Source organism: Endozoicomonas sp. ALE010, assembly GCF_049310165.1.
Classification (GTDB): domain Bacteria; phylum Pseudomonadota; class Gammaproteobacteria; order Pseudomonadales; family Endozoicomonadaceae; genus Endozoicomonas.
Window position 1 is genome coordinate 1 of record NZ_JBLYNV010000043.1, and the last position, 21,768, is coordinate 21,768.

Annotated in this window: 15 protein-coding genes and 1 pseudogene; 10 read left to right on the forward strand and 6 right to left on the reverse strand. The window is 51.1% G+C overall.

The window, feature by feature from the left end; genetic code table 11:
- The 4 genes from ACO6UY_RS16540 to ispB all read right to left on the reverse strand — a co-directional run.
- A partial coding sequence (locus ACO6UY_RS16540) for a hypothetical protein (RefSeq protein ID WP_422490674.1) occupies positions 1-733 on the reverse strand: 733 nt, incomplete at its 3' end.
- Between the two features lie 199 nt (positions 734-932).
- Positions 933-3,839: an ankyrin repeat domain-containing protein gene (locus ACO6UY_RS16545; protein ID WP_422463906.1), complete on the reverse strand. Its 2,907-nt coding sequence runs from the start codon at positions 3,837-3,839 to the stop codon at positions 933-935.
- Positions 3,840-4,095: 256 nt separating this feature from the next.
- On the reverse strand, positions 4,096-6,906 hold the full coding sequence (locus ACO6UY_RS16550; RefSeq protein WP_422490676.1) for an ankyrin repeat domain-containing protein: 2,811 nt from the start codon (positions 6,904-6,906) through the stop codon (positions 4,096-4,098).
- Positions 6,907-7,191: 285 nt separating this feature from the next.
- On the reverse strand, positions 7,192-8,169 hold the full coding sequence (gene ispB, locus ACO6UY_RS16555; protein ID WP_422446870.1) for an octaprenyl diphosphate synthase: 978 nt from the start codon (positions 8,167-8,169) through the stop codon (positions 7,192-7,194).
- Between the two features lie 504 nt (positions 8,170-8,673).
- On the opposite strand from ispB, the gene rplU reads away from it, so the two are divergent.
- From rplU to proB, 4 genes and pseudogenes are all read left to right on the forward strand, one after another.
- On the forward strand, positions 8,674-8,985 hold the full coding sequence (gene rplU, locus ACO6UY_RS16560; RefSeq protein WP_101748326.1) for a 50S ribosomal protein L21: 312 nt from the start codon (positions 8,674-8,676) through the stop codon (positions 8,983-8,985).
- 95 nt (positions 8,986-9,080) lie between these two features.
- Positions 9,081-9,338 carry a 50S ribosomal protein L27 gene (gene rpmA / locus ACO6UY_RS16565; RefSeq protein WP_020581555.1) on the forward strand — a complete coding sequence of 86 codons (258 nt, stop codon included), beginning with the start codon at positions 9,081-9,083 and terminating at the stop codon, positions 9,336-9,338.
- 194 nt (positions 9,339-9,532) lie between these two features.
- Complete coding sequence (gene cgtA / locus ACO6UY_RS16570) at positions 9,533-10,732, forward strand: Obg family GTPase CgtA (protein ID WP_422490678.1); 1,200 nt, start codon at positions 9,533-9,535, stop codon at positions 10,730-10,732.
- Positions 10,729-11,794 (forward strand): annotated as a pseudogene (proB, locus tag ACO6UY_RS16575) (glutamate 5-kinase). Before cgtA ends, proB begins: the two are co-directional and overlap by 4 nt.
- A gap of 81 nt (positions 11,795-11,875) precedes the next feature.
- On the opposite strand, the gene rpsT reads toward proB, so the two are convergent.
- Complete coding sequence (gene rpsT, locus ACO6UY_RS16580; protein WP_101748329.1) at positions 11,876-12,145, reverse strand: 30S ribosomal protein S20; 270 nt, start codon at positions 12,143-12,145, stop codon at positions 11,876-11,878.
- A 417-nt stretch (positions 12,146-12,562) separates the two neighbouring features.
- On the opposite strand from rpsT, the gene murJ reads away from it, so the two are divergent.
- The 6 genes from murJ (at position 12,563) to ispH (ending at position 20,255) form a co-directional block, all read left to right on the forward strand.
- Entirely contained in the window at positions 12,563-14,140 is a 1,578-nt protein-coding gene (gene murJ, locus ACO6UY_RS16585) for a murein biosynthesis integral membrane protein MurJ (protein ID WP_422462827.1), read from the forward strand.
- A 127-nt stretch (positions 14,141-14,267) separates the two neighbouring features.
- Complete coding sequence (ribF, locus tag ACO6UY_RS16590) at positions 14,268-15,185, forward strand: bifunctional riboflavin kinase/FAD synthetase (RefSeq protein WP_422446863.1); 918 nt, start codon at positions 14,268-14,270, stop codon at positions 15,183-15,185.
- Between the two features lie 66 nt (positions 15,186-15,251).
- Positions 15,252-18,080, forward strand: a complete 2,829-nt coding sequence (gene ileS / locus ACO6UY_RS16595) for an isoleucine--tRNA ligase (RefSeq protein ID WP_422490680.1) — start codon at positions 15,252-15,254, stop codon at positions 18,078-18,080.
- A 209-nt stretch (positions 18,081-18,289) separates the two neighbouring features.
- The gene (gene lspA, locus ACO6UY_RS16600) at positions 18,290-18,796 is read left to right on the forward strand and encodes a signal peptidase II (RefSeq protein WP_422446859.1); all 507 of its coding nucleotides are present in this window, start codon (positions 18,290-18,292) and stop codon (positions 18,794-18,796) included.
- Positions 18,797-18,816: 20 nt separating this feature from the next.
- The gene (gene fkpB / locus ACO6UY_RS16605; protein WP_422446857.1) at positions 18,817-19,254 is read left to right on the forward strand and encodes an FKBP-type peptidyl-prolyl cis-trans isomerase; all 438 of its coding nucleotides are present in this window, start codon (positions 18,817-18,819) and stop codon (positions 19,252-19,254) included.
- 50 nt (positions 19,255-19,304) lie between these two features.
- A complete protein-coding gene (ispH, locus tag ACO6UY_RS16610; protein ID WP_422490694.1) occupies positions 19,305-20,255 on the forward strand; it encodes a 4-hydroxy-3-methylbut-2-enyl diphosphate reductase in 951 nt (316 codons plus the stop codon).
- A gap of 194 nt (positions 20,256-20,449) precedes the next feature.
- Here ispH and ACO6UY_RS16615 read toward each other — a convergent pair whose 3' ends face one another.
- On the reverse strand, positions 20,450-21,247 hold the full coding sequence (locus ACO6UY_RS16615) for a class I SAM-dependent methyltransferase (protein WP_422466500.1): 798 nt from the start codon (positions 21,245-21,247) through the stop codon (positions 20,450-20,452).
- Positions 21,248-21,768: the final 521 nt, after the last annotated feature.

The following is a 21,768-nucleotide window of genomic DNA, read 5'->3' on the forward strand; positions in this document are numbered from 1 at the left end:
GAAATCGCCGGGTAAGGTCATCACCCAGATGGGTCGGTGCCAGTGGGTCAACGAAATAGGGAAGCCCCAGAGGCTCACAGAAAAGATTGTGTAAGCTGTGCTTCCAGTGAACCTCCACGTCTGATGGTATATCAACCAACCTATCCCGTTGCAGCTCAAGCAGGAAAGACTGGACAAATTGATCAAACAGCTCACTCCTGACATTGAAGAGCTTCCCGCCCAGCCCTCCCCGGGAGGCTTCCAAATTAAGAAAACTCTGGGTAAAGCGGCCGTGAATACCGGGAGCGCACTCCTGAATGTCGCTCAGGCAGTCATGAAGTATCCCTGCGATGTAATTCTGGTTGTCAACATTTGCATCGTGTTGTTGATCCCTGAGTTGCATGACTAACTGTCGAATCTGGAAGCGTGTCTCACGATACAGGGCGAGCAGGCTGTTTTTAAGATATTGAGGCGGTGATTCCAGTTTCTCGTGAAAAATATCTATTGATGAATCGTATTGATGATTAACGTAGGGCTGTACCAGTTGTTTCATCTCCTTAATATCATTCAGGAAACGGGTTTTTATCTCAGGAAAGGCGGCATGGTTTTCCAGTTCCTCGTAACAGTGAACCCCGGGCAATTCAATATATTCTGGCTGCTGGGCAACCGTTGGTATTGGTGGCTTTTCAGAAGCGGTATCTGGTTGCCAGGGTTGGAAAAGTACTGAGTTAACTTCTGTATTTAACGAAAGCATGAATTTATCCAATGTCAGAATTTATTTTGGATAGCTATTAAGTAGTTGGCCAAATGGAATCGTATATTTCTGGCTAAGTGGGCAGTTACTATGCAAGGCACAACGTAGGGAGCATAGCCGTAGCTATGTGACCGTAGTTGTAACGCCGCAGAGTGACTGCCCACTTAGTCAGAAAATACGATTTCATTTGGTTAACTACTTAATTACCTGAGCTGAGTCCTGGATCTGGAAAAGGGTTAATCAGCAGTCTTTCGCACTCTGCATGGCCTTCTTTGCGGGCGGCGTCCCGGGGCGTCAAGCCACGGTTACTTTTTATACTGATGTTAATGCCGGGAGCTTTAAGTAGCGCTTTGATGGACTCTGCATGGCCAAATTTGGCAGCGCAGTACAGGGGCGTGAAACCCTTGAGTGTTTTCACATTGACGTCAATGCCTGTGGCGTTCAATAAAAGCGCGATGCACTCTACGTTGTCTTCTATGGCGGCCCAGTGCAGGGCCGTAAAGCCCCCAGGTCGTGCCATATTGACGTCAATGCCTTTGGCGTTCAATAACAGCATGACGCAGTCTGTATGGCCAGATTGGGCAGCGGAACTCAGGGGCGTGAAGCCTTCGTCAGATATCACATTGACGTCAATGCGGTCATCGGTCAATAACGCCGAGATGCACTCTGCCTTACCTGCCGCGGCAGCCGAGTTCAGGGGTATGCCTGCGTCAGACCTCACATTGACGTCAATGTCGGCGGCGGTCAGTAATGCCATGATGCACTCTGGGAAGTCTTTTATAACAGCACAGAACAGGGGCGTATTGCCATCGACAGACTTAACATTGACGTCAATGCCGTCGGCGGACAGTAATTCCCTGATGCACTCTGCATGTCCTTCTACGACAGCGCAGTACAGGGGCGTAAAGCCATCGTCATTCTGCACATTGACGTCAATGCCGTCGGCGGCCAATAACGCCCTGACACACACTACGTAGCCTGAGGCAGCATAGTGCAGGGGTGTCAAGCCATCGTTATTTTTTACATTGATGTCAATGCCTGTGGTGTTCAACAACTCCGTGACACACACTACGTGGCCTTCTGAGGCAGCACAGTGCAGGGGCGTAAAGCCATCGTTACTCTTCACATTGACGTCAATGCCGTCGATGGTCAGTAACGCCCTGACGAACGCCACGTGCCCTTTTTCGGCAGCGATGTGCAGGGGCGTCGAGCCATGGATATTTTTCCGGTTAACCTGCGGGTTGCCTGGTTTCAGCAGGTATTCCAATGCAGGCAAATTACCGGAACTTGCAAAGCACGCCAGGGGGGTGTCCAGATCATCGTTCAAGAAGCTGGTCAATGGATCACAATGACCGGTTAACAAAAGATTGGACAGGGTTTCTGACTGCCCCAGAATAAGGGCCTGTTTGAACAGTCGCTGGCAATCATGGGGTGTCAGTAACTTTTTCATATCCTCGTGGGAAAAATCAGAGACCTGCCAGCTGGCCAGGCGTGATGAGATTGACAACACATTTATTCCCTGTTGTTGAAGTCTCAATAAGACCGGCTTCAGCAGCGGTGTATCGATCAGCCAGTCCAGTACGCGTGGAGCAATGCCTGGAGAAATGCCGGGAGTAATGAACGTTGTAACAGAGGTAAAATGATCAACTACACATTTGTATAACGTTTCTTTAAAAGTGTCATCGTGCTTAATCAGCTTCTCACTGAGTTGGTTGGCAAGCGCCCTGGTCACCATCGCTGGTATTTTACCAAGCTGTTCGATGGTGGTGTGTTGCAGGAAAAACGAGGCAATATGACGGGCCTTATCGGTTTGCTCCATTGCCTGGGTGAGCAGGGCATAAATGGTGGTTTCAGGCCAGGTTGAGAAGTCAATGGACATTAAATGCGGCAATGTCAGCGAGGTGTGATTATTCGCATTAAAAGTACACGCCAGCCCCGTCGGCAAGTACTGGTCATGATTAAATACCCAGAAGAAAAGCTGGTTGATGGTGCCGATATACCAGGCCGAATCGACACCTGCAGGAATAGTGGCGAACACCTTGGCCGATGATTCACAGAAATGGTTGGCCACCCAGGCCAGTAACTTTTCCCGGTACCGGCCAAGGTAATAGTTGCCATCGCCAGTTTCTTCGATGACGGTCCTGAGATCAAGGGACTGTTCTCCGCCTGTTTGCAGTAAATGATTGACCGGTTTAAAGAGTGCGCTTTCAAGCGTCCCCATTCTCTCTGAAGTCAGTTCAAAGGGGGCAATAACGTCGGTTTCCCATACCTGTACACCCAGTTTTTGCAGGGTTGCACTGAGCTGGTCAGACCACCCGGACGAGAGTTGACGCAGGATGGTACAGGCATTGACTGACAGTGATGCAGCCGCAAGAAATCGCCGGGTAAGGTCATCACCCAGATGGGTCGGTGCCGAAGTGTCAACGATATGGGGAAGCCCCAGATGCTCACAGAAAAGATTGTGCAAACTGTGCTTCCAGTGAACCTCCATGCCTGGTGGTATATCAACCAACCTCTCCCGTTGCAGCTCAAGCAGGAAAGACTGGATAAATTGATCAAACAGCTCACTCCTGACATTGAAGAGCTTCCCGCCCAGCCCTCCCCGTAAGGCTTCCAAATTAAGAAAACTCAGGGTAAAGCGGTCGTGAATAACGGGAGCGCACTCCTGAATGTCGCTCAGGCAGTCATGAAGTATCCCGGCGATGTAATTCTCGCTGTCAACATTTGGATCGTGTTGTTGATCCCTGAGTTGCATGACTAACTGTCGAATCTGGAAGCGTGTCTCACGATACTGGGTGAGCAGGATGTTTTTAAGATGTTCAGGCGGTGATTCCAGTTTCTCGTGAAAAATATCTATTGATGTATCGTATTGATCATTAACGTAGGGGTGTACCAGTTGTTTCATCTCCTCAATATCATTCAGGAAACGGGTTTTTATCTCAGGAAAGGCGGCATGGGTTTCCAGTTCCTCGTAACAATGAACCCCGGGCAATTCAATATATTCTGGCTGCTGGACAACCGTTGGTATTGGTGGCTTTTCAGAAACTGTATCTGGTTGCCAAGGTTGGAAAAGTATTGAGTTGATTTCTGTATTTAACGAAAGCATGAATTTGTCCATGTCCTATTTGTTTTGGACATATTTGATTGCAAAATAGTGGAAAAGTTGCATATTAATGGCTTGCATTAATTATTGAATTTTTAGCTATTAAAATGAATATGGTGATATTGGCGTGGGAAAAACAGGTAACGAATAAACCGGGAACTGCCGACCCTGACCCGAATATTTCATAAATGTGCTCCCTCACCCCCCCCCTTTGAATTTGTCCCGGAATAACTTCATCATTTTACTCAGTCCGGGCTAATCAATTACCAGAGCCAAGTCCCGGGTCAGGAAAAAGTGGAATCAGCAGTTTTTCGCACTCTGCATGGCCTTTTTTGCGAGCGGTGTCCCGGGGCGTCAAGCCGTCGCTGCTTTTTACACTAATGTCAATGCCGGGAGCTGTAAGTAACGCTTTGATAGACCCTGCCCGGCCAAATTCGGCAGCGCAGTGCAGAGGTGTGAGACCCTTGATTGTTTTCACATTGACGTCAATGCCCTTGGCGTTCAATAACAGCAGGACGCACTCTACGTTGTCGCCTATGGCAGCCCACTGCAGGGGCGTAAGGTGCCCAGGTAGTGCCATATTGACGTCAATGCCTTTGGCGTTCAATAACACCATGATGCAGTCTGTATAGCCAGATTGGGCAGCGCAGCTCAGGGGCGTCATGCCTGAAGACGAAGTCAAATTGACGTCAATGTCGTCAGCAGTCAGTAATACCTTGATGCACTCTGCGAAGTCTTCTACAACAGCGCAGTACAGGGGCGTATAGCCATAGAAGCACTTAACATTGACGTCAATGCCGTCGGCGGACAGTAATTCCTTGATGCACTCTGCGTGGCCTTCTGCGACAGCACAGTACAGGGGCGTATAGCCATCGTCATTCTGCACATTGACGTCAATGCCATCGGCGGTCAATAACGCCCTGACACACACTACGTGGCCTTCTGAGGCAGCACCGTGCAAGGGCGTCAAGCTATCGTTATGTGTCACATTGACGTCAATGCCTGTGGTGTTCAACAACTCCGTGACGCACTCTGCGTGACCTCTCAAGGCAGCATAGTACAGGGGGGTCACGCCATTGTTATTCTTCACATTGACGTCAATGCCGTGAATGGTCAGTAACGCCCTGACGAACGCTACGTGCCCGTTTTCGGCAGCGATGTGCAGGGGCGTCGAGCCATGGATATTTTTCTGGCTAACCTGCGGGTTGCCCGGTTTCAACAGGTATTCCAATCCAGGCAAATTACCGGAGCTTGCAAAGCACGCCAGGGGGGTGTCCAGATCATTGTTCACGATACTGGTCAATTGATCACAATGACCGGTTAACAGAAGATTGGACAGGGTTTCGACCTGCCTCAGAATAAGAGCCTGTTTGAACAGTCGCTGGCAATCATGGGGTGTCAGTAACTTTTTCATATCCTCGTGGGAAAAATCAGAGACCTGCCAGCTGGCCAGGCATGATGTGATTGACAATACATCTATTCCCTTTTGTTGAAGTTTCAATAAGACCGGCTTCAGCAGCGGTGTATCGATCAGCCAGTCCAGTACGCGCGGAGCAATGCCTGGAGTAATGCCTGGTGGAATGAACGTTGTAATAGGGGCAAAATGATCAACTACACATTGGTATAACGTTTCTTTAAAAGTGTTATCGTGTTTAATCAGCTTGTCACTGAGTTGGTTGGCAAGTGCCCTGGTCACCATCGCTGGTATTTTACCAAGTTGTTCGATGGTGGTGTGTTGCAGGAAAAACGAGGCAATATGCCGGGCCTTATCGGTTTGCTCCATTGCCTGGGTGAGCAGGGCATAAATGGTGGTTTCAGGCCAGGTTGAGAAGTCAATGGAGATTAAATGAGGCAATGTCAGCGAGGTGTGATTATTCGCATTAAAAGTACACGCCAGCCCCGTCGGCAAGTACTGGTCATGATTAAATACCCAGAAGAAAAGCTGGTTGATGGTGCCGATATGCCAGGCCGAATCGACACCGGCAGGAATAGTGGCGAACACCCGGGCCGATGATTCACAGAAATGGCTGGCCACCCAGGCCAGTAACTTTTCCCGATACCGCCCAAGGTAATAGTTGCCATCGCCAGTTTCTTCGATGACGGCCCTGAGATCAAGGGACTGTTCTCCGCTTGTTTGCAGTAGATGATTGACCGGTTTAAAGAGTGCGCTTTCAAGCGTCCCCGTTCTCTCTGAAGTCAGTTCAAAGGGGGCAATAACGTCGGTTTCCCATGTCTGTACGCCCAGTTTTTGCAGGGTTGCACTGAGCTGGTCAGACCACCCGGACGAGAGTTTACGCAGGATGGTACAGGCATTGACTGACAGTGGTGCAGCCGCAAGAAATCGCCGGGTAAGGTCATCACCCAGATGGGTCGGTGCCAGTGGGTCAACGAAATAGGGAAGCCCCAGAGGCTCACAGAAAAGATTGTGCAAGCTGTGAACCCAGTGAATCTCTATGTCTGGTGATATATCAACCAACCTCTCCCGTTGCAGCTCAAGCAGGAAAGACTGGATAAATTGATCAAACAGCTCACTCCTGACATTGAAGAGCTTCCCGCCCAGCCCTCCCCGGGAGGCTTCCAAATTAAGAAAACTCTTGGTAAAGCGGCCGTGAATACCGGGAGGGCACTCCTGAATGTCGTTCAGGCACTCATGAAGTACCCCGGCAATGTAATTTTGGTTGTCAATATTTGGATCGTGCTGTTGATCCCTGAGTTGCATGACTAACTGTCGAATCTGGAAGCGTGTCTCACGATACAGGGTGAGCAGGCTGTTTTTAAGATATTCAGGCGGTGATTCCAGTTTCTCATAAAAAATATCTATTGATATATCGTATTCATGATTAACGTAGGGGTGTACCAGTTGTTTCATCTCCTCAATATCATTCAGGAAACGGGTTTTTATCTCAGGAAAGGCAGCATGGGTTTCCAGTTCCTCGTAACAATGAACCCCGGGCAATTCAATATATTCCGGCTGATGGGCAACCGTTGGTATTGGTGGCTTTTCAGAAGCAGTATCTGGTTGCCAGGGTTGGAAAAGTATTGAGTTGATTTCTGTATTTAACGAAAGCATGAATTTGTCCAATGTCATATTTGTTTTGGACATATTCGATTGCAAAATAGTGGAAAAGTTGCATGTTAATGGCTTGCATTGACCTGACTTCAGCAGTTGATCACCCCTGAGCCATGGCTGCTGGGATTGCTTTCGTTGGAATGCGACACCAATCCTGAAAACCGCGGTTAGATATTTCTGGAGACTGCGGTGAACCTGCCTTTGGTCCAGCCCTAAAAAAAGGGCCGGTATTCACAAAATACCGGCCCCTTCGCTTGCAAGGGTTCGCCTTAAAACAAATGCTGATTAACAGCTTCTGACAACCGCGAAGTCCGCAAGGTCCGCCATAGCACTGCGATACTTGCCTTCTGGCAATAAGTTCAGGCAACGTTTTGCTTTGGCTGTGTATTCCCGGGCTTTAGCCGCAGTGTACTGAAGTGCTCCACAGCTGCGAACCGCTTCCACAACGGCTGCAATATTGTCCCGGCCGCCTTGCTCAATCGCTTCCCTTACCAGCGCCTTTTGTTCACTGGTGCCATGTTTCAGGGTGTAAATCAGCGGTAATGTCGGTTTGCCTTCTGCCAGATCATCCCCGAGGTTTTTACCCATGGTTTCCGTATCGCCCTCATAGTCCAGCAGATCATCCACCAGCTGGAAGGCAATGCCGAGGTAATTACCGTAGTTAGCCATATCTTTTTCCAGTTCCGGGCTGGCTTTGCTCAGCACAGCGGCCGTCTGGCTGGAGGCCTGGAACAGCATGGCGGTTTTGCAGCGGATGACTTCCATGTAGTCATCTTCGGTAACATCAGCATCATTGATGTTCATCAGCTGCATAACCTCACCCTCGGCAATGACATTGGTGGCGTCCGCCAGAATATGCAGCAGCTTGAAGCTCTCCAGCCCTACCATCATCTGGAATGCGCGGGAATAGAGAAAATCACCCACCAGAACGCTGGGCGCGTTGCCCCACAGGGCATTCGCCGTGTCTCTGCCGCGGCGCATGTCTGACTGATCCACCACGTCGTCATGCAGCAGGGTGGCAGTGTGCAGGAATTCAATAATGGCGGCCAGTGGTACGTGGTTGCAGTCATTGTAACCACAGGCCCGGGCAGTCAGCAGTACCAGCAATGGGCGTAGCCGCTTGCCACCGGACTTAATGATGTATTCACTGATTTTGCTGACCAGGGCGACGTCAGAGTGCAATTGATCGTGAATGCACTCGTTCACCCTGCGGAAATCGTCGTGGACTGCGATCTGAAAAGAGGCTTGTTGTTTGTCCGGCATCTGGCTTATTTGGTGGGGCGAAATTGGGCATCGTATTTAGTGCTACTGCAACTGTCAATAGCAGCCGGTGATGAAGGCATTAATACAGGGTCTTTGCGGGGTGCCTACTTATTTCAGTGAAACAGGCAGCAGACCTGCTGACCCCTTTCACCGGGCAGGGCAGGATAAAATGCCAACAGGTCTTGCCAGTGAGGCTTGACTCCCTTAAAATTTGCGCCCCTATCTGAGAATCCGGTGCGGTGTGCCGCTTTGTCATGGATTGCTGATTAATAGCTGGTTTCAGCTGCCCTTCAGCTCATGAGGTGCCGCCCATCCCTGATGGTAACTGAAAGGCCGTACTGGTCTTGTTGGAGCCATCAGCTTCTTTAATAGCCATCAGCTTCTTTAATAGCTGTCAGCTGCAAAAGAAGTGGTTTTTAGATAGCTAAAAATTCCACCATGCCTTTCCAGGGCCGGTGGATGCCTTTGACAAAGAGGCTCTTAAGGATTTTCGGAGATCAAATCATGTACGCAGTTATCAGAACTGGTGGTAAGCAGTACCGCGTTACCGAAGGAGAAATCCTGAAGGTAGAAAAACTGAGCAACGCCGCTGGCGAAAGTCTGGAAATCAACGACGTTCTGCTGATCGCCAATGGCGAAGAACTGAAAGTTGGTGCTCCAGTGGTTGAAGGTGCCAAGGTTACTGCTGAAGTTATCAGCCACGGCCGTGGTCCAAAAATCAAGATCATCAAGTTCAAGCGTCGTAAGCATCACCGCAAGCAGATGGGCCATCGTCAGTGGTTCACTGAGCTGAAGATCACCGGAATTGCCGGTTAATTATTGCTGACAGGTTTTTTTAACCTGTTGATTACTTCTAAGGACGGTCTCTGGTGTGGTAGCTGGCGGCAGGTCCGGGATAAAAGGAGAGCAAGATGGCTCACAAAAAAGCTGGCGGTAGTACCCGCAACGGTCGCGATTCAGAAAGTAAACGCCTTGGTGTCAAAATCTTTGGTGGTCAGGCTATCCAGGCGGGTGCCATCATCGTTCGTCAGCGTGGTACCAAGTTCCACGCTGGTGCTAACGTAGGCATCGGTAAGGACCACACCCTGTTCGCCAAGGCCGACGGTAAAGTCGTGTTTGAAGTGAAGGGTCCTAAAAAGCGCAAGTATGTCAGCGTAGCTGCTGCATAATGGCGTTCGGGCTGTCAGTGATTATCTGATGATTGCTGACGGCTCACCCTGAAAGCCCCGCTATCGCGGGGCTTTTGTTTATCTATTGACCGGACAGTGCCTACAGGTAAGCCCTGACATCTATTAAGGGTTTACCTGCAGGCATTGGCAGATGACTGGTTACGCTGCAATTATGGTTGCAGGAGAGTGGCGCAATGAAGTTTGTAGATGAAGCGACAATCACGGTTCAGGCGGGTAAAGGTGGTAATGGCTGCCTGAGCTTTCGCCGTGAAAAATTTATTGAAAAAGGTGGCCCCGATGGTGGCGACGGTGGTGATGGTGGCAGCATCTATGTGATTGCTGACAACGACCTGAATACCCTGGTGGATTACCGCTACCAGAAGCACTACCAGGCACAGAACGGTGAGCCGGGTCGTGGCCGTAACTGTACCGGTGCCAAAGGTACGGATATCGAGCTGAAAGTGCCGGTGGGCACCACGGTTGTGGATAACGAGACGGAAGAGGTTATCTGCGATCTGACCCATGTTGGTGAGCGCGTCAAGGTCGCCCAGGGTGGCTTTCACGGGTTGGGGAATACCCGTTACAAATCCAGTGTTAACCGTGCGCCGAGACAGACCTGCCCGGGTTCTGAAGGCGAGCGCCGGGATCTGCGCCTTGAGCTTAAGGTGATTGCCGATGTAGGCCTGCTCGGTATGCCCAATGCGGGCAAGTCTACGTTTATTCGTGCCGTATCCCAGGCTCGGCCAAAGGTGGCTGATTATCCATTTACTACCTTGGTTCCAAATTTGGGCGTGGTGGCGGTGGATCGTCATCGTGGCTTTGTTATTGCCGATATTCCCGGTCTGATTGAGGGCGCTGCTGAGGGTGCTGGCCTCGGTATTCGTTTCCTCAAGCATTTGGCCCGATGCCGTATTCTGCTGCACCTTGTTGATGTGGCACCTTATGATGACACCGATCCGGCGGAGTCTGCCAAGGCAATTATTCATGAGTTAGAACAGTTCAGTGAAACCCTGGCGAACCGGGATCGCTGGCTGGTGTTGAATAAAGTCGATTTGCTGCCCGACGATCAGCGCGAAGCTGTCTGCCAGCATATTATCAAGGAGCTGAACTGGACCGGCCCTGTTTACCAGACATCCGCTATTGCTGGTCTGGGCACCGGGATTCTTTGTCAGAACATCATGAGCTTTATCGAAGAGCGCGCGCTGGAACAAAGTGAAGATGAAGAGCTGGCCAGACAGGAAGAAGAGCAGCTGAGCAAGATGGAATCTGAGGCGCGCATGCGTATGCGGGAGCTGGCCGAAGAGCGTCGTGCTCGTCGGGCGGCAAAAAAAGCGGCGGATAACGATGACGACGATGATGATGACGATCACGATGTCGAGGTCTTCTACGTATGAGTGAACGCAACCGCTTGCAGGCAGCCCGGCGCTGGGTGATCAAAATTGGCAGTGCGCTGTTAACCAATGAAGGTCAGGGCCTGGATCTTGATCGTATGGACGCCTGGGTGACGCAGATGTGCCAGCTGCGTGATCAGGGCGTGGAGGTTGTGCTGGTCTCTTCCGGTGCGGTTGCGGCAGGCATGGAAAGGCTGGGCTGGATGGAGCGGCCAACAGCGTTGCATCAGCTGCAGGCCGCGGCAGCCGGCACAGGTACTGTTGACTCACGATGACCACAGTAATCGCCGACGTTACCTGAATGCCCGGAGTACCCTGAAAACCCTGTTGGAAATGGGGGTGGTACCGGTCATCAATGAAAATGACACGGTTGTGACTGACGAACTTCGCTTTGGCGATAACGATACGCTGGCAGCGCTGGTGGCGAACCAGGTGGAAGCGGATGTTCTGGTGATTCTGACGGATCAGGATGGCCTGTTTACCGCCGACCCAAGAACCAACCCTGATGCCAGGCTGATGCATGAAGTGCGTGCCGGGGATGAGTCCCTGGATGCCATGGCGGGTGGTGGCAGTGGTCGCCTGGGGCGCGGAGGCATGCAGACCAAGTTGCGCGCATCCCGCCAGGCAGCTGCGTCCGGCTGTGCGACGGTGATTGTTGGTGGCCGTGCAGACAATGTGATTACCCGGGTGTTTGCCGGTGAAGAGCTGGGTACCTTGCTGCTTCCGGATCAGGAGCCAATGGCGGCACGCAAGCAGTGGCTCCAGGGGCATCTGAAAACCGCTGGTGAACTGGTGCTGGATGCCGGTGCTGTCCGGGTACTGAAGGAGCAGGGTAAAAGCCTGTTGCCGGTAGGGGTAAAGGCGCTGAGAGGCCGCTTCCAGCGTGGTGAGATGGTTACCTGCCTGGATGAAAACGGCAATGAAGTGGCTCGTGGGTTGATCAATTACGGTGCCAGTGAAGCGGAACGCATTATTGGCAAGCCCAGTCATCAGATTAAGGCGTTACTTGGCTATCAGCGAGAGCCTGAGTTGCTGCATCGGGATAATATGGTGCTTGCGTCTTGATCGTATAGATACAAAAAAACCGGCAAAGGCCGGTTTTTTTGTATCCTGACAACGCGCAGTGGTTGTCTGTCTCAGCGAGGCTCAGGCAGTTGCCAGGGCCTTGATCTGAGCGTTCAGACGGCTCTTGTGACGAGCAGCCTTGTTCTTGTGGATGATGCCCTTGTCGGCCATGCGGTCGATCACAGGTACCGCTGCAGTGAAGGCAGCTTTAGCGGCTTCAACGTCTCTGGTGTCGATCGCCTTGATCACCTTCTTGATAGAAGTGCGAACCATGGAACGCAGGCTGGCGTTGTGCTGACGACGGTTTTCAGCCTGACGGGCGCGCTTGCGTGCAGAAGGAGAGTTTGCCATTTCGGTGCTCCTGGAAATTCAATTTCGTTCGGGTTGTCTCAGGGCGGCTTTGGGGCACCCTGCATGGAATAGGTTGTTTGCCGCAGTTACTGGCAATGGCCCGGGTAAGACATTGTCAGCCCATATCCCACTTTCATTTAGCTCAGGGCTGTATCCAGCTCAGGGCTATACCTGGCTCAAGGCTGTATCTGGCTCAAGGCTATTTAGCCGCCGAACTATGCCGACTCAGGCCGGTCTTGTCAATACGGCATACTGCCTGCAGGGCTTTAAATCTACCGGACTGTGGTGTTTTTTGACGGTCCGGGAGGTGACACTGTTTTTGGGCAAAACCGGCGATTTTCACAATATATGTGGCAATCGCAATTACCTTGGATATGATTGGCTGTTTATTCTTATGCTTTTACATTCAATTGCACCATGAGTGATTCCGATAACAGCCCGCCAGCCAATCAGCCTGAACCGAAAAAATCCGGATTGCTGAGATCCAGCCTGGTGGTGGGGATAATGACCATGCTTTCCCGGGTACTGGGTCTGGCCAGGGATGTGGTGGTTGCTGGCTACTTTGGTTCGACAGCCTCAGCGGATGCCTTTTTTGTGGCGTTCAAAATCCCGAATTTTCTTCGTCGCCTGTTTGCTGAAGGGGCGTTTTCTCAGGCTTTTGTGCCGGTGCTGTCGGAATATCGTTCTAAACGAAGCTTTGACGATGTGCGCGAACTGGTCAGTCGCGTAAGTGGAACCCTGGCGGGGATATTGCTGCTGGTGACGGTTGTGGGTGTTCTGGCGGCTCCGATATTGATCCGGCTGTTTGCGCCTGGCTTTATCAATGAACCGGCAAAACTGGCGCTTGCCGGTGACATGCTGCGGATCACCTTTCCCTACCTGCTGTTGATTTCACTAACAGCTCTGTCGGGCTCAATCCTGAATACCTATGGACGCTTTGCGGTACCGGCATTTACTCCCGTGTTGCTGAATCTGAGTTTGATTGGTTCAACACTTCTGCTAACACCCTATTTTGATCAGCCGGTGATGGCACTGGCCTGGGGCGTAGCGATTGCGGGCATTTCCCAGCTGTTACTGCAGATGCCCTTTCTTTTGCAGATTCGCCTTCTGCCCATGCCCAAATGGGGCGTTCAGCATGAGGGCAGCCGTAGAATCATGACACTGATGGTGCCGGCGCTGTTTGGGGTTTCTGTCAGTCAGATCAACCTGCTGCTGGATACGGTGCTGGCCTCTTTCCTGCAAACCGGCAGTGTCTCCTGGCTGTATTACTCTGACCGCTTATCCGAGCTGCCACTGGGCGTGTTTGGTATCGCCATTGCCACGGTGATTCTGCCCAGCCTCTCCACCAAACACGCAGAAGCAGACGGTGGGCATTTCTCCAGAACACTGGATTGGGCTATTCGTCTGGTACTGCTGATTGGTGTGCCGGCGGCCGTTGCGCTGTTCATTCTGGCCGGGCCATTAATCGCGACCCTGTTTGACTATGGCGAGATGACGGACCGTGATGTGTTGATGTCCGCCATGAGTTTGCAGGCCTACTCCCTTGGTTTGATTGCTTTTATGTTGATCAAAGTGCTGGCACCGGGTTATTTTGCCCGCCAGGACACCAAAACACCGGTAAAAATTGCCATTATCGCGATGGTTGCGAATATGGTGTTTAACCTGATTCTGGTATTCCCCCTGCAACATGCCGGGCTGGCACTGGCCACAACTCTGTCGGCTTTTCTGAATGCGGGCTTGCTGTATCGTGGTTTGCAACGGTCCGGGGTTTATCAGCCTGCCAGTGGCTGGCTGGTTTATTTCGCCCGGCTGGTGGTTGCTAACCTGGCGATGGCGGCAACGCTGATCTGGCTGGCCAAAGATATTGAACAATGGCTGGCCTGGTCACTATGGGAGCGAGTATCCCAGACTGGCCTGCTGGTCCTGTCCGGATTGGCGGTTTACATCGGTGTGCTTTTACTCAGTGGTATCAGGCCGGGGCAATTCAGGCATTAGGGCCTGTTGACGTTTCGTTGCGTGCTCAGTGACCCGTGGAACCTGCTGGGGTATACTGCCCGGCTTCATCGTCAACATTTTTTCAACAATGGTTGAATACAGGAAGTAAGGGAGTCCGAGCCCCTCCATGCAGTTGATCCGCGGGTTGCACAATATCAGGCCAGAACATCAGAGATGCGTGGCCACCATCGGTAATTTTGATGGTGTGCATGTGGGCCACAGAACCATTCTTGAGGCCCTGAAACAACAGGCGTTTGAGTTGGACGCCAGGGTATGCGTTATCACCTTTGAGCCCCAGCCCAGAGAGTATTTTCAGGTGGATGCTGCACCCGCGAGGCTGTCCAGCCTGCGGGAGAAGCTGGCGCTGCTGGCGGAAAATCATGTGGACCAGGTGCTCTGTCTGCCGTTTAATGACCGGCTGCGCAGCCTCAGTGCTGATGATTTTGTCTTTCGGGCACTGGTTGAAGGTTTGGATATTCGCTACCTGATTGTGGGTGACGACTTTCGCTACGGCTGTGACCGCAAAGGCGATTTTACCCATCTGGAACGGATGGGTGAGCGCTACGGTTTTGAAGTCTGTGATACCCAGACCGTATTGATGCAGCAGGGGCGTATCAGCAGTACCCGCATTCGTGATGCGCTGGCGGAAAATAAGTTTGCCGAAGCGGAACATATGCTGGGCAGACCATTTACCATGATTGGCCGGGTAGTAAAGGGGCAGCAGCTGGGCAGAACCCTGGGCTTCCCTACGGCGAACATCAGGGTATGTCGTCGACGTCTGCCTTTGCGGGGTGTGTTTGCTGTTCGTACACTGGTGGATGGTCATCGTTTTAATGCGGTTGCCAACCTGGGCGTCAGGCCATCGGTATCCGGCGTTAAACCGCTGCTTGAAGTCCACATGCTCGACTTCAAGGGAGATCTGTATGATCAGACCCTGCGGGTAGAGTTTGTTGAAAAGATCAGGGATGAACAGAAATTTGAATCGCTTGAAGCCTTGCGGGCAGCGATTGCCAATGATATTGAAACAGCCCGCAAGCTTTTTTAAATAACCCGCAAGCTTTTTAAATAAATAGCTGTGATGAATAGTCCGTAGAGGTTCCGGTAAACAACTATGTCCGACTACAAGCATACATTGAATTTGCCGCAGACCGATTTTCCGATGCGCGGCAACTTGGCCCAGCGTGAGCCACAAATGCTCAAGCGCTGGTATGACATGGATCTCTACGAAGAAATTCGCAAGATCAGCCAGGGACGGGAAAAGTTTATTCTCCATGATGGCCCTCCCTATGCCAATGGTGATATCCACATCGGCCATGCCGTTAACAAGATCCTGAAGGATATTATCGTTAAAGCCAAAACACTTGATGGCTATGATGCCCCTTACGTTCCCGGCTGGGATTGCCATGGTCTGCCGATTGAGCATAAGGTCGAAGGTATGCTCGGCAAGGCCGGGGATAAAGTGGATTTCAAAACCTTCCGCAAAAAGTGCCGTGAATACGCCGCCAAGCAGGTGGATGGCCAGCGTGAAGACTTCAAGCGCATGGGGGTGTTTGGCGACTGGGATAAGCCATACCTGACCATGAATTTCCAGACTGAAGCTGACATCATCCGTTCTCTGGGCAAAATTGCTGCCAATGGTCATCTGGTTAAAGGCTATAAGCCGGTTTACTGGAGTGTTGTCGGTGGCTCTGCCCTGGCGGAAGCAGAAGTTGAGTATCAGGATAAAACCTCTACCCAGATTGACGTGCGTTATGCAGCGCTTGATGAAGCTGATCTATTAAGTGCGTTTACTTTTGAATCCCCAAAAGGGCAGGGTGAAGGTGAGGTAGCCGTCGTTATCTGGACGACAACACCATGGACCCTGCCATCCTCCCAGGCGGTCAGCATGGGCGGCGATCTGGATTACGCCCTGGTGCAGTGCCAGGTGAATGGTGAACCTGCCCGTCTGGTTCTGGCTGAAGCCCTTGTAGCCAGTGCCATGCAGCGTTATGGCATTGAAGACTGCACGATCATTGCCCGGGCAAAGGGCGCAGCGTTTGAACACAAGAAAGTTGCCCATCCATTCTATGACCGGGAACTGCCGCTGATACTGGGTGACCACGTCACCATTGACGCGGGTACCGGTAATGTTCATACGGCACCTGACCACGGTGTTGATGACTTTAATGTGGGGCGTCACTACGGCATCGGTACCCTGAACTATCTGGACGACAGTGGTTATTACCGTGCCAACGTAGAACTGTTTGCCGGTGAGCACGTTTACAAGGTTGACCCGGAAGTGGTTGAGGTTCTGGTTGAGAAAGGCCGACTGCTGGCTCAGGAGAAATTGACGCACAGCTACCCTCACTGCTGGCGTACCAAAACACCACTGATTTTCCGTGCCACGCCCCAGTGGTTTATCAGCATGACCAAAGAACACCTGCTGGATACCGCCATGGATTCCCTGAAAGGTGTCGTGTTTACCCCTGAGTGGGGCCGTAACCGGATGGAAGCCATGCTGGGCCAGAGCCCGGACTGGTGTATCTCCCGTCAGCGTACCTGGGGTGTGCCGATTGCGCTGTTTATCCACAAAGAGACCGAAGAGCTGCATCCGGAAACTCAGGCACTGATTGAACAAGTCGCACTGAAAGTTGAACAGGAGGGGATGGACGCCTGGTTTGATCTGGAACCTGTGGATATGCTCGGTGCTGAAGATGCTGAGCACTATGTAAAAGTGACCGATACGCTGGATGTCTGGTTTGATTCCGGTGTTACTCACTATTCGGTGATCGAGCGACGTGATGGGCTGCAATTCCCCGCAGACCTCTATCTGGAAGGTTCTGACCAGCACCGTGGCTGGTTCCAGTCGTCCCTGAAAACCAGTATTGCCATGCATGGCGTGCCGCCCTACAAAGGCCTGCTGACCCATGGCTTTACCGTGGATGCCAATGGTCGGAAGATGTCCAAGTCGCTGGGTAATGTGATTGCTCCCCAGAAGGTCTTCAAGTCTCTGGGGGCGGATATTCTGCGTCTCTGGGTCTCTGCCACAGACTACACCTCAGAAATGACCGTTTCTGATGATATCCTCAAGCGCACGGCAGACAGCTATCGTCGTATTCGTAATACCGCACGCTTCCTGTTGTCCAACCTGACCGGTTTCAACCCAGAAACCGATGCGGTTGCCTGGGAGGATATGCTGTCACTGGATAAGTGGGCTGTGGATCGTACCCTGAGACTGCAAAATGAAGTGGTGGATGCGTACAACAGCTACAACTTCCTTTCGGTCTACCAGAAAGTTCACAATTTCTGCTCACTGGATCTGGGTGGTTTCTATCTGGATATCATCAAGGACCGTCAGTACACCACTGCACAGGACAGTCTGGCCCGTCGCAGCTGTCAAACGGCGATGTACCGTATCATCGAGGCCTTTGTCCGCTGGATGGCACCCATCACCAGCTTTACCGCCGACGAAATCTGGGAAGCGATGCCCGGGCAGCGTGGTGCATCGGTTTTCCTGGAAACCTGGTACGAGGGGCTGAACAGTCTGGAAGGTGATGAACTTGGCCGTGAGTTCTGGAATACGATTCTGGACGTGAAGACGGCAGTGAACAAAGCCCTCGAAGATGCCCGTGTGGCTGGAACCATCGGTGGCTCTCTGGAAGCGGAAGTGACTCTGTTTGCCGATGAGGCGCTGACAGAAAAACTGAACCGTCTGGGTAATGAGTTGCGGTTTGTGCTGATTACCTCTGCAGCTACCGTTAAGCCTCTGGCTGATGCGGGTGATGCTGCGGCAACTGAACTGGCAGGACTCAAAGTGCTGGTTGAGAAGGCCGGACACAAGAAGTGCGAGCGTTGCTGGCATCGCCGTGAAGATGTTGGCACCATTGCCGAACATCCGGAGCTTTGCGGCCGCTGTGTTGCAAACGTAGAAGGCAGTGGCGAACAGCGGCAATTTGCCTGATTTTCGTTTTTGCCATAAAAAATACCCGGTCAGCACCGGGTATTTTTTTGGACAGTAGTCTACTTTATGACCTGTTGTTCAACGCTGGGGTGTTGTAACTTGTTAAATTCTTATGGATTTCGGTAATTCGCACTATCCCCCGGCGGTTCAAGACACTTAGTATTGACAGGACTCACTGAATAATATGGACTTTTTAGCAGGAACCGGCCATGCAGAGTAATACTTCAGGAAAGCTTCACTGGCTCTGGCTCAGTGCCATCGTGTTCGGCTTTGACCAACTGGTAAAATGGTGGGTTATTGAGGAGTTTTCCCTTTACCAGCAATTACCGGTATTGCCCTTCTTTTCCCTGACCCTTGCTTACAATACCGGGGCTGCTTTCAGTTTTCTCAGTGATGCGTCCGGTTGGCAGCGCTGGTTTCTCAGTGGTGTCGCTATTATTGTCAGCATCATGCTGGTGGGGTGGTTGAAGCAGCTTCGCTCAGGAGAAAACTGGCAGGCCTGCTCTCTGTCATTAATACTGGGCGGTGCGTTGGGGAATTTGATTGATCGGTTGTTGCATGGGCATGTCACCGACTTTCTGTTGTTTTACTACAAAAACTGGTATTTTCCGGCATTCAATCTGGCGGATACAGCCATTACGGTGGGGGCCGCCATGTTGATTCTGGATATGTTCCGGAGTAATCCTTCGGTGGAAAGTAGCAGCAACGATAAATAGAAGAGCAGGAGCGAGTCACGGTGTCAGCAGTAATTGAGGAAGGCAGCAAGGTCACTCTGCATTTTTCCCTGAAGCTGGATGATGGGAGTGTGGTGGACAGCACACCAGCGGAGAAACCGGCATCCCTGATCATCGGTGATGGTAATCTCCCGGAAGGATTTGAAGAAACGCTGTATGGCCTGGCGTCAGGTGAAGACCGGGTGTCCCGGATTCCTCCGGAAAAAGCGTTTGGTATGCCGAATCCCAATAATCTCCAGCGTATCCCCAGGGGCAGTTTTGCCAGTGGGGTTGAGCTGGAGGAAGGGCTGGTGATGTCCTTTTCTGACGCGGCCAACAGTGAGCTTCCCGGCGTGGTCAGAAATTTTGATGATGAAATGGTTGAAGTTGACTTCAATCACCCTCTGGCAGGTCGGCACCTGACCTTTGAGGTACAGATTCTGGATGTAGAGACGCCTTGAGCGATAACCAGAGCCATAAAGCAGTGACAGAAAAGGTTGGTGACTCCCCTATGAAAATCAAACTGGCTAATCCCCGTGGCTTTTGTGCAGGTGTGGACCGTGCCATTGAGATCGTCAACCGGGCGCTTGATGTTTTCGGTCCTCCTATTTATGTCCGTCATGAGGTGGTCCACAACAAGTTTGTGGTGGAAAACCTGAAAGAGCGTGGGGCAATCTTTGTCGATGAGCTGGATCAGGTACCGGATGACGTCATCGTTATTTTCAGTGCCCACGGTGTTTCTCGGGCTGTAGAGGATGAGGCGCAACGTCGGGGCCTGAAAGTGTTTGATGCCTCCTGCCCGCTGGTAAAAAAAGTTCACATGGAAGTGGTGCGCTATTCCCGGGATGGTATGGAGTGTGTACTGATTGGTCACCATGGGCACCCTGAAGTGGAAGGCACCATGGGGCAGTACGACTCACGAAACGGTGGTGCTATGTATCTGGTTGAGAACGAAGACGATGTTCGTGCTCTTGAGGTAGCAGATCCTGCCAGACTGGCCTATGTCACCCAGACAACCCTTTCCATGGATGACACTGCCAAAGTGATTGAAGCCCTGCGTCTCAAGTTCCCTGAGATACACGGACCAAGGAAAGACGATATTTGCTATGCCACGCAGAACCGGCAGGATGCGGTAAAAATTCTGGCGGGACAGTGTGACCTGGTGTTGGTGGTCGGCTCAGTGAACAGCTCAAACTCCAACCGACTGCGTGAACTGGCCGAGCGCTCGGGCGCTGAAGCACATCTGGTGGATAATGCCGACGATGTCAAACCGGGATGGCTGGTTGACAAAGCATCCATTGGTATCACAGCAGGCGCTTCGGCACCGGATATTCTGGTTCAGGGCGTTATCACGCGGTTAAAAGAACTGGGTGCAGAATTACCGGAAGAGTCGGCTGGTAAAGAAGAGAATATTGTCTTTACCATGCCTAAAGAGCTGCGTTTGAAAGCGGTTTCTGATTAGCCTTTTTCTTAAACCGCGTTTGCATTTTTCCAGGATTCCAAGGAGCACGAGGGCCTATAATGATTAACGCAGAAAGAGAACCGGATCTGGAGTCAGCCAATCCTGAAAAAATGAACCAGTGGCTTGTATACTCGCCGAGAGCAAAAGCACATACGGCGATTGGAGGTCACAGGCCACCATAATCACTCATAAAACTAAGTACTTTTGTCCCCGGGAATCTCAGGGCATTCCGGGCTTTTTTGACCAACGGAAATAACCCTTGCATGGTCATACCAATGCACATCCGGGTTCATCCATGTAGCCTGAATTAAAGGAAATAATGTGTCATGCTCCGGTATTTCCTCCAGGTACGGTTCGACCTGGCTGAAAGAAAGGTACATAAAACGACCATAAGCATTATCACCCCCCTGAACCCGTTTATACGATATTTCTGCATCTACATTAATCAGACCGGCCTCAGTCATCATATCTGCCAGCAGATATCCCTGATCAAAGTCAACATGTTTTGACATTCTGCGATATACATTCACCACATAATCGGGAAGTTTCGTATTGATTTTGGCAAGCTGGCGGAACCGGTTTAAATTTTCAGCATCAACAAAGTCCTCAATGACCAGATACCCCCCCGGCTTCAGTGATCTGGCCAGTTTGGCGATGAGTGCATGATTGTCATTATGGGGCAGATGCATGACCACGAGTCGGATAAAAACCAGGTCAAACTTGTTGACGCCGGGATCGTAACTGGTGATGTCTTCATGAATAACTTCAATCTGAGGGGCAATTGCCGCCACTTCATCAAGAAAGTGATCATCAATATCCAGTGCGATGACTTTTCCGTTCTCTCCTGTAGATTCCGCGAGGAATTGACTCATTGACCCCAGGCCCGGACCTACCTCCAGGAAATGACCACCCGTCTTCATATAAGGTTTCAAACTGGCCTGGGACTGAGAATCAAGAATCTGTTGCATGGCTTCCAGTCGATGTCTACTCATACCCAACTTATTGGAAAATGCGTAATCCCCTTCTGGTACCATTGGTTTCTCAAATGCTTCAGATTCAGCATAAGAATACATAGACAATAAAACCAGGAAAATAAAAGTGAACCTTATAAAGATGTTTCCAGTTATTCTCATAGTTAACACCTGCAAGCAATGGGTGAGACCACAAGAATAGATGCCGAATATACTTTATCCACTTATATTTACAGATCAGTTTTCTAATATATTCGATCAGTGGTAATCAAACGCGATGAGCTGTTTGGCTTAATAAAATGACACTTCCGGTTTCCAGCAGGGCTTATGGGGCTTTTGGTGTCACAGTGAACCATTGGTCAAAGGAAAAAGCCATTAATAAGATAAACGTAACCACTTTATATCTGCAAGTTTAATAATGGAGTGACAAAGGCGGCTTTTTATCACCTGACATCCTCCTGGTGACAACTTTTGGTGACCAGGTAGCAAAATATTGGGTGAGACTGAGTGTCAGGGATTGGGCAATGAAGTACAAGGTTGAG

Bases quoted from the DNA above. Each gene is read 5' to 3' on its own strand.
- ACO6UY_RS16545 (WP_422463906.1), bottom strand. From the start codon at position 3,839: ATGCTTTCGTTAAATACAGAAATCAACTCAATACTTTTCCAACCTTGG.
- ACO6UY_RS16550 (WP_422490676.1), bottom strand. From the start codon at position 6,906: ATGCTTTCGTTAAATACAGAAATCAACTCAATACTTTTCCAACCCTGG.
- ispB (WP_422446870.1), bottom strand. From the start codon at position 8,169: ATGCCGGACAAACAACAAGCCTCTTTTCAGATCGCAGTCCACGACGAT.
- rplU (WP_101748326.1), top strand. From the start codon at position 8,674: ATGTACGCAGTTATCAGAACTGGTGGTAAGCAGTACCGCGTTACCGAA.
- rpmA (WP_020581555.1), top strand. From the start codon at position 9,081: ATGGCTCACAAAAAAGCTGGCGGTAGTACCCGCAACGGTCGCGATTCA.
- cgtA (WP_422490678.1), top strand. From the start codon at position 9,533: ATGAAGTTTGTAGATGAAGCGACAATCACGGTTCAGGCGGGTAAAGGT.
- rpsT (WP_101748329.1), bottom strand. From the start codon at position 12,145: ATGGCAAACTCTCCTTCTGCACGCAAGCGCGCCCGTCAGGCTGAAAAC.
- murJ (WP_422462827.1), top strand. From the start codon at position 12,563: ATGAGTGATTCCGATAACAGCCCGCCAGCCAATCAGCCTGAACCGAAA.
- ribF (WP_422446863.1), top strand. From the start codon at position 14,268: ATGCAGTTGATCCGCGGGTTGCACAATATCAGGCCAGAACATCAGAGA.
- ileS (WP_422490680.1), top strand. From the start codon at position 15,252: ATGTCCGACTACAAGCATACATTGAATTTGCCGCAGACCGATTTTCCG.
- lspA (WP_422446859.1), top strand. From the start codon at position 18,290: ATGCAGAGTAATACTTCAGGAAAGCTTCACTGGCTCTGGCTCAGTGCC.
- ispH (WP_422490694.1), top strand. From the start codon at position 19,305: ATGAAAATCAAACTGGCTAATCCCCGTGGCTTTTGTGCAGGTGTGGAC.
- ACO6UY_RS16615 (WP_422466500.1), bottom strand. From the start codon at position 21,247: ATGAGTAGACATCGACTGGAAGCCATGCAACAGATTCTTGATTCTCAG.